The organism is Halogeometricum sp. CBA1124 (assembly GCF_009741955.1).
Classification (GTDB): domain Archaea; phylum Halobacteriota; class Halobacteria; order Halobacteriales; family Haloferacaceae; genus Halogeometricum; species Halogeometricum rufum.
On sequence record NZ_WPCD01000099.1, the window covers coordinates 1 to 12,882 of the forward strand.

Consider the following 12,882-nt stretch of genomic DNA (forward strand, 5'->3'; position numbering starts at 1 on the left):
GTCGTCGGCCTCCCCGCCGAATCGTCGTCGGCTTCCCCGCCGAATCGTCGCCGGCGTCGTCAGTCGCCGTCGCCGCCGTTCTCGTCGTCCTCGTCCTCCAACACGTCCTGCGCGCCGCCGTCCTTCGACGGTTCCTCGGCAAGCAGTCGCCGTTCGAGTTCCTCGACGCCCTCGCCGCCGAGGGCGGACTCCGCGAGGAAGTGCGCGCCGAGAGCCGCGGGGCTGATGACGGTGTCCGCGCCGGCGCGCTTGAGTTTGTTCACGTTCTCGCGCTGGGTCGCCGCGCGACGATGGTCACCTCGGGGTTGAGTTGACGCGCGGTCAGGATGGCGAGGGCGTCCTCGGCGTCGTTGTTCGTCGCCACGACGACGGCCCTGGCCGACGCCACGCGGGCGCGCCGTTGGGACTCCTCGTCGCTCGGGTCGGCGGTGAGGACGGTGTATCCCCGTTCGGTGAGGCGGCGCGTCCGCTCCTCGTTGTCGGTGAGGATGAGGACGTCCGACTTCGGGCTGAGTTCTTCGAGTATCGGTTCCGTCAGGTCCCCGTAGCCGAGCACGAGGACGTGGTTTTCCAGAAGGTCGAGTTGTTCTTCGGTCATGCGTCCGAGTGCCTTGGAGAGTTGCGCTTCGATGAGCGGGGTGAAGACGACACCGAGGACGACGGCGAACGACGACACGGTGACGAGCAGCACCGAGAGGGCGAACAGTTCGCCGACGGCCGAGTTGGGCGTGATGTCGCCGTAGCCGACAGTGCTCCCGGTGACGAGCGAGAAGTAGAACGCGTCCAGCAGGTTCCGGACGCCGTCGAAGTGTTCCCGCAGGGCGAACGCGCCGACGGTGCCGTACGCCTGCGCGCCCGCGAGAGCGGACAGCGCGGCCAACTGCGTCGTCGTCAGCTCCAGTTCGCGGTCGAAGGCGCGGAAGTTGAGCCCGACGACGACGAACGCGACGGCCGAGAGTCCGATGAGCGGGAGCGACTGCTCGTTCGACTGCAACGCCCCCTGCGCGGCGGTGACGGGGAACAAAAGCATCGTCGCGTACCACCCCGCGCGCAGGCGCTTGCGGAGGCCGAACGCGGTGACGAGGAGGACGAACCCCGTGAGCGTGCCGGTGAACGCCGCCACCTGCTGGACGTAGCCCGGGAGGGTGACGCCGAACAGGACGAAGTCGGGCGCGTCGATGGTGACGGTGATGTTGGCGATGCCCGTGACGACGGAGACGACGCCAACGAGGAACGCCAGCACCATCGACGCGCGCGCGCCCACCCAGTCCCGTTCGAGCACCATATTTCACCGGTGGCGGGTTCGCTACTTAACGGGCACGACAGCGAAGCGATGCCGCTCGCCTCACAGGTCCACCACGTCCGCGGCTCTCTCGTCGCCCGCGGCGTCGCCGGTGTTCGCCGTCCCCGACGGTTCGAACAGGAGCACGTCCGCCCCCTCCGGAGCGACGGGGCGGTGTTCGACGCCGCGCGGGACGACGGCCATCTCGCCGGCCGCCAGTTCCACGTCGTCGCCCGCGCGGAGTTCGAGCGTCATCGACCCCGCGACGACGAGGAACAGTTCGTCCGCGTCGGGGTGACTGTGCCAGACGAACTCGCCGTCCATCTTCGCCAGCTTCACCGCCTGTCCGTTCAACTCCGCCGCCAGTCGCGGGGACCACGTCTCGTCGAACGATTCGAACGCCTCGGCGAGGGTGACGGGTTCGACCCGTCGGTCGTCGTCTGTCATCGGTGTCCCGAGAGACGGCGGGCGATACACGTAAATCGTTCCCGCCGAGAGGAACGTCCAGATGGAACCACTCCCCGTCGAACTGCTCTACGGGCTCTACCTCGGCGTGCTGACCGGGTTCGTCCCGGCCCTCATCGCGTGGGCGCTCGGCTTCACGTTTCGGTACTTCACGGGCGTCTCGATTCCGGGGCTGGCGGTCGTCGGTCTGGGCGTCGCCATCGCGGGGCTGAACGGCGGTCTGCTCGCCCTCGCGGACCCGGCGGTCACCGTCTCGGACGACCAGGTGCGCCTCACCGTGGCGCTGCTCGTCGTGTTGATGGTGACGCTGTACGCACACAGCATGGGCGACAAGATGGGCGCGAACCTCCCGCGGAAGCTCTCGCTGCGCGAACTCACCGCGCGGACGCTCTCCTCGGACGTGGTGGAACTCGTCGGCGGCCGCGGGCAGGTCCGCGTGAGCGTCGTCGGCGAAGTCGGCGACGTCGAGGGCTACCCGCCCCTGCCGGCGACGCTCCGCGACGAGATTCGGGCCAGCGAGTGGACGTTCCCGGCCGACGTACCGCTCTTGGAACTGGAGACGCGCGTCGAGGAGCGCCTGCGGACGGCGTTCGACCTCGCGGAGGCGTCGGTGACGCTGGACGAACACGCGCGGGCGACCATCGCGGCCGCCCCGGCGATGAGCGGCCTGTCGAAGCGGCTCGAACCGGGGACGCGCGCCGTCTCCACCACCGCGCTCGTGCCGACGGGGACCGCCCGCGGCGACGAGGTGACGGTGCTCGCGGACGGTGAGCGGGTCTCCGCCACGGTGCTGGGCGTCGCAGACGACGCCGGCGGGAAGAAGGCGGAGCGAGGCGGAGACGACGCGGCCGTGACGGACGGCGGCGAGCGAACCGCGGGTTCGCGAGGTTCGTCGGGGCTCCGGTCCGACGGCGGCGTCGACGTGTCCCCGCCCGTCGAGACGGTCACCGTCCCCACGGCGGCGGGCGGCGAGGCGCGCGTCACGCTCTCGGTCCGTCGGCAGGACGCGACGACGGTGCTGTCCGCGACCGACGTGGCACTCCTCGTTCGCTCCCGCGGCGTGCGCCGCGAGTTCGAACTGGTGACGCTCCTCCGCCGCGCGGGCAAGCGGTTCCGACGCGTCACCGTCCGCGACGGGGGCGTCCTCGACGGCGTCACCCTCGGCGAGGCGAACGTCCGCGAGGTGTACGGCGTCGTCGTCCTCGCGGTGCGACGGGACGGTCGGTGGACCATCGCGCCACGCGGCGGTCAGGCCGTCGCCGTCGGCGACGAACTGGTGGTCGCCGGGGCCTACCCCGACCTGGCGGCGTTCACCGAGGTGGTGTCGTGAGTCCCGTCGCCCCCCGCCTCGTCCTCCAACTCGACTCCGCGGTCCGATTGGTCGGCAGTCTCCTGCAGGACGGAGCGCTGGTCGTCGGGCTGACCGCCCTCTCGGCCGGTATCTCCGCCGCCGCGGCACTCGTCTACCGGTGGTACACCCGCGAACCGGTCCCGAGGTGGCTCTCGGCGCTGTTCGGCGGGTCCGCGGCCGCCTTCTACCTGAACGCCGTCGGACTCCTCCGGACGACGACGCAGGACCCCACGGCCGTCTTCGACCCGCCGCGGATACTCCTGAACTCGACCATCCTCGTCGCCGCCGTCGCCCTCTCGCCGGTCGGACGGGCGGTCGGCGACCGACTCGCGACCGACGTGTTCGCCGTCGCCGGCGCGCGTTCGATAGACGCCGAGGTGAGCCGCATCGTCCGGACCGTCGGGCGCGTCACCGCCGTCGAACTCCCGGCGGAGGCGTCCGACGTGGGCGACATCGACGGCTACGACCCGGTCCCCACGGACCGGAAGGAGGCGATGGCGGGCAAGCGACTCCTGTTCCCGCGCACCCTCTCCCGCGAGGAACTCGCCGACCGACTCGTCACGCGCATCAAGGAGGACTACGGCGTCGGCCACGTCGACGTGGAACTGGACGACGAGCGAAACGTCTCGTACCTCGCCGTCGGCCGCCGCGTCGCCGGTCTGGGGCCGACGATGCCGCCCGGCGTCGCCGCCGTCGCGGTACGTGCGGACCCCGGCGCGGGCGCCTCGGCGGGCGACGCCGTGCAACTCTGGCGGACGGGCGAGGACGGCGACCCCGAACGCGTCGCCAGCGCCGAACTCCGCGCGACGGCCGGCGACGTGGCCACCGTCCTCCTCGACGAGGCGGAGGCCGAACGCCTCGACCACGAGGAGACGTACCGACTCCTGACGCTGCCCTCCGACCCCGGCGCGGAACACGAGTTCACGTCGCTCCTGCGGAGCGCCGACGAGACGATGGAGACGGTCACCGTCGAGGCGGGCAGCGAACTCGCGGGCGCGACGCTGTCGACGCTCGACGCCACCGTCGTCGCCGTCCACCCGTCCGACGCCCCCGTCGAGACCATCCCGAGGCGCGCGCGGGGAACTCGCCCCCGGCGACGTGCTGTTCCTCGTGGCCCGCCCGGAGACGATTCGCCGCATCACGCGCCGGCGTCGGCCCCCGACGACGGGTCCGCGGGGACCGACGAGTCGGGGCCGGCGGCCGCCGACCGCTCGGACGACGACGACTGAGCGTCGGCGGCCGACGCGCCCGTGGCGCAATACTCATGACTCCCCGGCGGGGAACATCGACACATGACGACCGTACGTTGGCGCCTGTTCGCCGACCTCGCGGAGGTGGCCGGCGCGAGAGAGACCACCGTCACCGTCGGGGACGACGCGACGGTCGGAGACGCACTCGACGCCCTCTTGGACGGCCACGACGGCCTGCGCGTCCGCGTCTTCGAAGACGACACGCTCGCGGACCACGTGAACCTCCTCCGGAACGGCGACGACGCCTCGCTCTCGGAGACGGTCGACGACGACGACGAACTCGCCCTGTTCCCGCCCGTCAGCGGTGGCGCGGGACGGCGTCGCGTCTGACCCTCCGTTCTCGTCTCGGGTCCGACCGCTCGCGCACGTCCCCGTCCGACCGTCGCCTCACGTCATCGCCGCCGACGAGATGTCCGGGTGCTCGCGCACGAACTCGACCAGCGCGGGGGCGTACGCGGCGAACGGCGGCGGCGAGACGCCCGTCCCCGACAGGTCGCGCCGCGCGTTCGGCGCGACGTAGCGCGTGGGGTGCGTGTAGTACGGCACGACGGCGGGGTCGAACCCGGTGGCCGCGCGGACCGGACCCGCCGAGAGAAGTCGTTCGAGGAGCGACTGCGTCGTGGGGACGGAGACGACGCGCCGACCCGCCGCCTCGGCGAGGACGCGTTGCGCCTCGACGGCCGTCGGCGGGTGCGGGTCACAGAGGTTGTACGTGACGCCCGCGGAGCGGTCCATCCGCGAGAGCGCGTCGATGGCGTCCACCACGTAGTCGCGCGGGACGACGTTCAGTTCGGTATCCGACGCGCCGAGGGGCGTGAAGAGGACGGCGACGCGCGGTTGCCGGAGGAGGTACCGAATCACGTGGTACGGACCGTCGTACTTCTGCGTCTCGCCGGTCCGACTGTCGCCGACGGTTATCGCGGGCCGGTATATCGTCGCCGACAGGCCCTCGGCCATCCGTTCGCGGACGGCCACCTCCGCGCGGAACTTCGTCTCCTCGTAGTGGTTGGTGAACGACTGCCCCTCCCGGAGCATCTCCTCGGTGAACACGCCGTCGTACCGCCCGCTGACGTAGCAGGTGCTGACGTGGTGGAGTCGGGCGTCCGCCGCTTCGGCGAAGTCGAGGACGTGTCTCGTCCCGTCGACGTTCACTCGCTCCGCGAGGTCCGCCTCGACCCCCAGGTCGTACACCGCGGCGAAGTGGAACGCCTCCTCGGCGTCGCCGGCGAGGCGGTCGTACGTCTCCTCGGACAGTCCCAACCTCGGGTCGGTGATGTCACCCTCGTGGAGGGCGATGTCCGCCTCCCAGTCGTCGCCCGCGAGTTCGGCGGCCCGACGTGCGGCGTCGTCGCGGTACTTCGACTGCACGAGACAGTCGATTCGGTCGGTTCGGTCGAGGAGGCGACCGACCAGCGCCGACCCGAGGAAGCCCGGAAAGCCCGTCAGGAAGACGCTCATCCGCCCCCACCTCGCCGCCACGCGGTGAGTCGACTCGTCAGTCGTTCGTTCGCGTTCAACAGGAGCGTCCAGAGGCGGCGCGGCACCTCGGCGGGACGGGTGAGCGGTCGGCCGCGTTGCGTCGCCACGGTCTGCGACTCGGTGAAGCGCGTCATCCCAACCTCGCCGTGCCGACGGCCGATGCCCGAGTCGCCGACGCCGCCCATCGGCGCGTCCAGCGACGCCCACGCCGCGGCGTAGCCGTCGTTGACGTTCACGGTGCCCGCGTCGACGCGTTCGGCGACCTGTTCGGCGCGGGCCGTGTCGCCGGACCAGACGCTCGCGTTCAGGCCGTGCGGTCCCTCGTTCGCCCGTTCGACGGCGTCGGCGATGCCCGACGCCTCGTAGACGGCGACGACCGGCCCGAACGTCTCCTCGGTGGCGCACGTCATCTCCTCGGTCACGTCGGTCAGCACCGTCGGTTCGTACGCGTACGGCCCCACGTCCTCGCGGCGGCGGCCGCCCGTCAGCACCGACGCCCCCCTCGTCGACGGCGTCCTCGACGTGCGCCTCCACCTTCTCCAACTGGGCCGCCGAGGTGAGCGTCCCCACGTCGTAGTCGAAGTCGTATCCGGCCCCGAGGGTGAGTCGCCGCGTCTCGTGGACGAACGCGTCGAGGAACGCCTCGCGCACGTCGGCGTCGACGTAGATTCGCTCGACGGAGAGGCAGAGCTGTCCCGCGTCGAGAAGCAGGCGTGCGCGGCGTTCTCGGCCGCGGCGTCCACGTCGGCGTCCGCGAGGACGAGCATCGGGTTCTTCCCACCGAGTTCCAGCGAGCAGTCCACGAGGTTCCGCCCCGCCGTCGCCGCGACGGTGCGGCCCACCTCGGTACTGCCGGTGAAGCAGACGTAGTCGGACGCGGAGACGAGGGCCTCACCGAGTTCGTCGCCGCGGCCGGTGACGACGGCGAACAGGTCGGCGGGCAGACCCGACTCCACGAGCAGTTCGCGAATCCGCAGGGCGGTGAACGGCGTCCCCTCGTCCGGCTTACAGACGACGGCGTTGCCGGCCAAGAGCGCCGGGACGGCGTCGGAGATGGAGAGCGTGAGGGGGTAGTTCCACGGCGAGATGACGCCGACGACGCCGACGGGCTTTCTGTGTTCGGTCGTCCGCGTGAGGAGGGGGACGGCGCCGGTTCGGCGTCGACTCGCGAGGTACGAGCGGGCGTGGTTGGCGTAGTACCGCGCGGTGGCGGCGACGTCGACGGCCTCCTCGTGGGCGTCGAGTCGCGCCTTGCCCGTCTCGGCCTGCACCACGTCCAACAGCGACGACTGTTCGTCGAGCACCCGGTCGTGGAACTCCTCGAAGACGGCGATTCGCTCGCTCAGCGGTCTGTCCGCCCACTCCGCTTGCGCCGCGCGGGCGCGGTCGAACGCGTCGCGCACGTCGTCTGGCGAACAGGCCGGCACCTCGCCCACCGTCTCCGCGTCGAACGGCGACTCGACTGCGAGCGAAGGACGGTCGGCGACGGTGACGACGGCGTCTGCGAGGGCGTCGAGGCGGGACCGTCGGACGGTTGTCGGCGTCGAGAGCGTCATGACTCGTCGTTCGGTCGCGTCTCGTATAAGCGAGGGGTAACGAAGCGACGAGAGTCGGGGACTGCGGGGGTATCGGGGCCGCGTCCGTCGGGTCGAATCAGTCGGGACGCGGACGAGCGACGAACAGGGTCTCGACGATGCTGAAGGGGTCGTACACCGACTGGTGGCACTGACAGTAGACGTCGTTCTCCGCGTTGAACTTCTCGGAGCCCTCGGTCTTGTACTTCGGCACGCAGCAGAAGTGCGTACACTTGTTCAGCCACGCGATGAAGCCGTCCTGCGTGGACGCCTGTAGCCACGGGTCGTTCTGGGCGGCCTCCTCGATGCGCTCGGAGCGGAGGACCTGAATCGGGATGACGTCCTCGGCGTCTTCGGACCGCCAGCGGCCGGTCGCGCCCTTCCCGATGCCCGACTGCCCGACGCCGTTGCCCCACTCGCGGTAGTCCGAGAAGTCGTCCACGTGGAGGCGGTCACCCTCCGAGTACGCCTCGGACTGCCAGTCGTATCCGGGGTTCGACCCCGAGATGAAGTAGTTGTCCGAGTCGTAGTTGGGTTCGATGCCCGCGTACGACTCCACGCCGCAGTACTGGAACCACTCGGAGGTGTACGTGACGCCGGAGCCCTCGTAGTCTTCGGTCTCGGCGACCTGAATCTGGACCCCCTGCTGCTCGATGGTCTTCACTTCGGGCCAGACGCCCTTGAGGTACCCCTCGGAGTCGATTTCGATGGGTACCTGCGGCATCCCGCGCGTGCGGGACCGTCGGTGTTCTCGATGGCCATCGCCTGCGTCGACCCCCCGCCCGCACCGGGGGAGGTGGTCGCGGAGTTGATGGCGGCCGCGCCCGATGCGCCGACGCCGGCGAGTGCCGCGCCCCCACGACACCTTTGACGAACCGGCGACGACCCGAGTCTTCCGGGTACTTGTCGCTCATACACGAACCTTCGCCCCGCCGGTAAAAAGGGTGACGAAACCCGACCCCACGAACTGGTCCGTCCGTCGAATCACCCGTCTGACCGCCGCGTCGTCGGCGTCTCAGTCCGAGGCGCCGTCGCCCTCGGCGTCGGACCCGCCGCGCCCGCGGGTCACCGCCCACAGGACGAGACAGAGCCCTTCGAATCGCGCGGCCGCGTACACCCACCGGCGGACCTCGGCGTCGCCCGTCGTCGCGAGGTTCATCCAGAAGTCCACCACCTGCTTCGGCCGGAGGAGTTCGACGAGTCCGAGCACGAGGAGGGTCGCTCTGAGCAACATAGTCGTACGGAGACCCGACGCGTCCAAAAGCGTGCCGCCGCGCCCGAGCGTCGGGCAATTTTTTCTAACGACTCGTGGCTTTTACACAGATGCGAGTATAGCCTTGGTCATGGAGTTACACACGCGAGACGTGAGGCGGGACGTCCGGGAGCTCGGGGCGCTCCTGGGCGACGTGCTGGAAGAGCAGTCGTCCACCAGTTCGTTCCAGACCGTCGAAGACATCAGGACCGCCGCCATCGACTACCGGAAGGGCGACCTCGACTCCCGTGCGCGCCTGCTGCAGGTACTCGACGGGCTCTCGCCCGACGGCGAGAGCGTCGTCGCCCGCGCGTCACCACCTACTTCGAACTCATCAACCTCGCGGAGGAACGCGAGCGCGTCCGGACCATCCGCGAGGCGTCGCAGGCCGGCGACCTTGAGGACGGCCTGCTCGCCACCGTCGAGTCGTTCGCGGACGGCGACGCCGACCCCCAGACGGTCCAGCGCATCCTCGACGACGTCCTCATCGAACCGACGTTCACCGCGCACCCGACCGAGGCCCGGCGGAAGACGGTGAAGGCGAAACTGCGCTCTATCGCCGCGCGCATCGAGGAGATGGACGAACGCCTCCTCACCGACCGAGAACGGCAGCAGCTCTGGCGGAAGGTGGACGCAGAGGTGACGAGCCTCTGGCAGACCTCGCAGGTCCGCGACCGCCGCCCCGAACCGCAGGACGAGGCGCGGAACGTCCAGTGGTACCTCGAGTCCATCCTGTTCGACGTGGTCGGCGAGGTGTACGCCGAGTTCGAGGACGTCCTCGCCGACGAGTACCCCGAGGTGGACGTGCCGAAACTGTTCGAGTTCCGCTCGTGGGCCGGGTCGGACCGCGACGGCAACCCGTTCGTCACGCCAGAGGTCACCGAGGACACGCTGGCTCGCCAGCGCACGGTCGTCTTGGAGAAGTACAGCGACGCGCTCAAGCGCCTGTCCGGCGTCCTCAGTCAGGACGGGTCCCGCATCGACGTCGGGGCCGACTTCGAGCGCTCGCTGATGGCGGACCGCGAACGGCTCCCCGTCGTCGCCGAGGAGACGGAGGAGCGCTACCCCGACGAGCCCTACCGGCAGAAGCTGAAGCTGATGCGCGAGCGCATCCGCCGCATCGAGGACGTTCGCCCCGACGGCTACGCGAGCCACCACGAACTCCTCGAGGACCTCGAGACCATCGACGCGAGCCTCCGCGCCAACGGCGCGGACGCGTCGCCGACGAGTACGTGAGCCCGCTGATGCGGCAGGTGGACACGTTCGGCTTCACGCTCGCCAGCCTCGACCTGCGCGACCACCAGGAGAACCACACCGAGGCGGTCCACGAGGCGCTCGAACACGAGGGAATCGACTACCGCGGCCGCGACGAGGCGGGCCGCGTCGAGGTGCTGACCGAGGCCATCCTGCAGGACGAACCCCTGCTGGACCTCGCCGACCCCGGCGACATCTCGGACACGGCCCAGCGCGTGCTGACGCGCTTCGAGAAGCTCGGCGAGTGGCAGCGTGAGTACGGCGTCGGCGCCATCGACACCTACTGCATCTCGATGACCGAGGAGCCGAGCCACGTCCTCGAAGTGCTGTTCCTCGCCGACCAGGCGGGCGTCGTCTCCCTGCCCGACCACTGCGGCCTCGACGTGGTGCCGCTCCTCGAGACGGAGTCGGCGCTGAACGGCGCGCGCCGCATCATGGGGACGCTGTTCGAGAACGAGGCGTACGAGCAGGTGCTGGCCGCCCGCAACGGCCTGCAGGAGATAATGCTCGGCTACTCCGACTCGAACAAGGAGAACGGCTACCTCGCGGCCAACTGGGACCTCTACAAGAACCAGCGCCGCCTCGCGACCATCTGCGACGACTTCGACGTGACGATGCGCCTGTTCCACGGCCGCGGCGGGTCCATCTCCCGCGGCGGCGGCCCGATGAACGAGGCGATGCTGGCGCTCCCGAACGAGACGGTGACGGGCCAGATTAAGTTCACCGAACAGGGCGAGGCCATCGCCGAGAAGTACGCCAACCCGCGCATCGCCGAACGCAACCTCGAACAGATGCTGAACGCGCAGGTCCGGTCGCGGCACGAGGCCATCAAGGTGCCCGAGGAGGAGGTGCCCGAGGAGTGGGCCGACGCGATGGACACGATGGCGACTGCCGCCCGGCGGGAGTACCAGGACCTGCTCGAAACCGAGGGATTCGTCTCCTACTTCGAGCAGGCGACGCCCATCACGGTCATCGAGGACCTCAACCTCGGCTCACGCCCCGCCTCCCGGTCCGGCGAACGCACCGTCGAGGACCTGCGGGCCATCCCGTGGGTGTTCTCGTGGACGCAGTCCCGCTGTATCATCACCGGCTGGTACGCGCTGGGCGCGGGCATCCAGGCGTACCTCGACGACGGCGGCGACGTCGCCACCCTCCGCGAGATGTACGACGAGTGGCCGTTCTTCCAGACGACGCTCGACAACGCCTCGCTCGCCCTCGCGCGGACGGAGTTCGGCATCGCCGAGCACTACGCGGCCCTCGCGGACGACGACCTGCGCGAGCGGTTCTACCCGCGCCTGTACGACGAGTACGAACGCGCCCGCGACATCGTCCTCGACGTGAGCGGCCGGGACTCGCTCCTGAAGCGCCAGTGGCTGGACGAGAGCCTGCGTCGGCGGAACCCCTACGTGGACCCGCTGAACCTGCTCCAGACCCACCTGCTGTCGCAGACCCACCGGACCGAAGACGAGGAGCGGACGCTTCGGCTGACCGTGAAAGGCATCGCGGCGGGGATGAAGAACACCGGGTGACCGCGGAGGAGAGCGGCGAAGACGCGTCGCTCGGCACCGGAGGCTGCCGTCCCCCGACGGCGGCTACGGCTCCCTGATGTCGTACTGCGACCCGCACTCCGGACAGGTGTTACGAGTTGCCCGGTACTCGGCTTTCAGCCGTCTGCGGACGCCTCCGTGCAGACGCCTGTCGGGCACTCAGCTTCTACCATCTGCCCACAGTGTGGGCACGCCACTACGGCGACTCCCATGTCTCGAAATTTCGCACGAATATTTGTAAAACTTACTACCCTATCCGGACTTGTTAGCACCTGAGAACGTCGAAGACGGGGGATGTGATGGTCAGTCAGACCGCGGCGTCACCGACGCGGGTCGGCGGGGGGATTCAGACCTGGTTCCACGGCGCATCGTCGAAGTCGACGATGCGCTCTCGCGTCTCGATACTGCCGATGGTCTCGCGGTCCTCGTCGTCCAGTTCGAGTTCGAGCGACTCGTAGTTCTCCTCGACGTGGTCGGGCGAGGCGGCCTTCGGGATGGCCGTGACGTTCTCCTTGTCCATCAACCACGCCAGCGACACCTGCGCGGCCGTCGCGTCGTGCTTCTCGGCGACCTGCCGAATCTCGGGCACGTCGGCCACCTTCCCGCGGGCGATGGGGCAGTAGGCGACGAGTTGGTGGTCCTCCTCGACGGCGAGTTCGTGCAGTTCCTCCTGCGGGAGCATCGGGTGCATCTCGACCTGATGCGCGTAGACCGGCGCGTCGAGTGTCTCGATGGCCTCCCGCATCTGGTCGGGGCGGAAGTTGCTCAGGCCGACGCGTTCGACGAGTCCGTCGTCGACGAGTTCGTCGAGTGCGGGGAGCGTCTCCTCGGGGTCGTACGTGTTGATCGGCCAGTGGACGTACAGCAGGTCGATGCTGTCGGTACCCAGTCGCTCCGCGCTCTCTTGCGCCGTCTCGACGACGTCGTCGGCCGCGAGGTTGTCCGTGTCGAGTTTCGTCGCCACGAACACCTCGTCGCGGTCCACGCCCGAGGCGTCCAGGCCCTCGGCGACGTACTCCTCGTTGTCGTAGCCCTGCGCGGTGTCGACGTGTTCGTAGCCCGTCTCCATCGCCAGTTCGACGGCCTCGACGCACTCCTCGCGTTCGTCCATCTGATACGTGCCGAAGCCGAGTCTCGGAATCTCCATACCGCCGCCTCGGCCGCCGCGGTGTCAACGGCACCGGTCCCGGCAGTCCAATCGGGGTTCCGGACGCCGGTTCGCCGGCCCGCGACCGGGGCGGAGCCGGTACGAATAACCGGCCGAGGACCCAACGCCGAACCATGGCAGACGACTCTCAGTTTCTCGTCTACGGCGCGTACGGATACACCGGTCGCCTCGTCGCCGAGGAAGCGGCCGACCGTGAACTCGACGTGGTCCTCGCGGGCCGGGACGCAAAGCGGACCCGCGACGTGGCCGACGAACTCGAC

The 12,882-nt window shown here is 69.7% G+C and carries 7 protein-coding genes and 4 pseudogenes; 4 read left to right on the forward strand and 7 right to left on the reverse strand.

Annotated elements, in window-relative coordinates:
* Positions 1 to 59 precede the first annotated feature (59 nt).
* Both GJ632_RS12535 and GJ632_RS12540 read right to left on the reverse strand, forming a co-directional pair.
* A pseudogene (locus GJ632_RS12535) lies at positions 60 to 1,285 on the reverse strand (NAD-binding protein).
* Positions 1,286 to 1,345: 60 nt separating this feature from the next.
* The gene (locus tag GJ632_RS12540; protein ID WP_191453149.1) at positions 1,346 to 1,729 is read right to left on the reverse strand and encodes a cupin domain-containing protein; all 384 of its coding nucleotides are present in this window, start codon (positions 1,727 to 1,729) and stop codon (positions 1,346 to 1,348) included.
* Between the two features lie 61 nt (positions 1,730 to 1,790).
* Between GJ632_RS12540 and GJ632_RS12545 the strand changes: the two genes are divergently transcribed.
* From GJ632_RS12545 to GJ632_RS12555, 3 genes are all read left to right on the forward strand, one after another.
* Complete coding sequence (locus GJ632_RS12545) at positions 1,791 to 3,077, forward strand: potassium channel family protein (RefSeq protein ID WP_191453150.1); 1,287 nt, start codon at positions 1,791 to 1,793, stop codon at positions 3,075 to 3,077.
* A complete protein-coding gene (locus tag GJ632_RS12550; RefSeq protein ID WP_231751534.1) occupies positions 3,074 to 4,327 on the forward strand; it encodes a potassium transporter TrkA in 1,254 nt (417 codons plus the stop codon). Before GJ632_RS12545 ends, GJ632_RS12550 begins: the two co-directional genes overlap by 4 nt.
* Before the next feature lie 63 nt (positions 4,328 to 4,390).
* On the forward strand, positions 4,391 to 4,678 hold the full coding sequence (locus tag GJ632_RS12555; RefSeq protein ID WP_089808141.1) for a ubiquitin-like small modifier protein 1: 288 nt from the start codon (positions 4,391 to 4,393) through the stop codon (positions 4,676 to 4,678).
* A 57-nt stretch (positions 4,679 to 4,735) separates the two neighbouring features.
* Here the strand turns inward: GJ632_RS12555 and GJ632_RS12560 are convergent, their stop codons facing one another.
* The 4 genes and pseudogenes from GJ632_RS12560 to GJ632_RS12575 all read right to left on the reverse strand — a co-directional run bounded on the left by GJ632_RS12560 (position 4,736) and on the right by GJ632_RS12575 (position 8,635).
* Complete coding sequence (locus GJ632_RS12560; protein WP_191453153.1) at positions 4,736 to 5,806, reverse strand: SDR family oxidoreductase; 1,071 nt, start codon at positions 5,804 to 5,806, stop codon at positions 4,736 to 4,738.
* Positions 5,803 to 7,383, reverse strand: a pseudogene (locus tag GJ632_RS12565) (succinic semialdehyde dehydrogenase). Before GJ632_RS12565 ends, GJ632_RS12560 begins: the two are co-directional and overlap by 4 nt.
* A gap of 97 nt (positions 7,384 to 7,480) precedes the next feature.
* Positions 7,481 to 8,315 (reverse strand): annotated as a pseudogene (locus tag GJ632_RS12570) (ubiquinol-cytochrome c reductase iron-sulfur subunit).
* Positions 8,316 to 8,416: 101 nt separating this feature from the next.
* Complete coding sequence (locus tag GJ632_RS12575; protein ID WP_191453151.1) at positions 8,417 to 8,635, reverse strand: hypothetical protein; 219 nt, start codon at positions 8,633 to 8,635, stop codon at positions 8,417 to 8,419.
* A 109-nt stretch (positions 8,636 to 8,744) separates the two neighbouring features.
* On the opposite strand from GJ632_RS12575, the pseudogene ppc reads away from it, so the two are divergent.
* Positions 8,745 to 11,436: pseudogene (gene ppc, locus GJ632_RS12580) on the forward strand (phosphoenolpyruvate carboxylase).
* 364 nt (positions 11,437 to 11,800) lie between these two features.
* Here ppc and GJ632_RS12585 read toward each other — a convergent pair.
* The gene (locus GJ632_RS12585) at positions 11,801 to 12,601 is read right to left on the reverse strand and encodes an aldo/keto reductase (RefSeq protein WP_191453152.1); all 801 of its coding nucleotides are present in this window, start codon (positions 12,599 to 12,601) and stop codon (positions 11,801 to 11,803) included.
* Between the last annotated feature and the right edge of the window lie 281 nt (positions 12,602 to 12,882).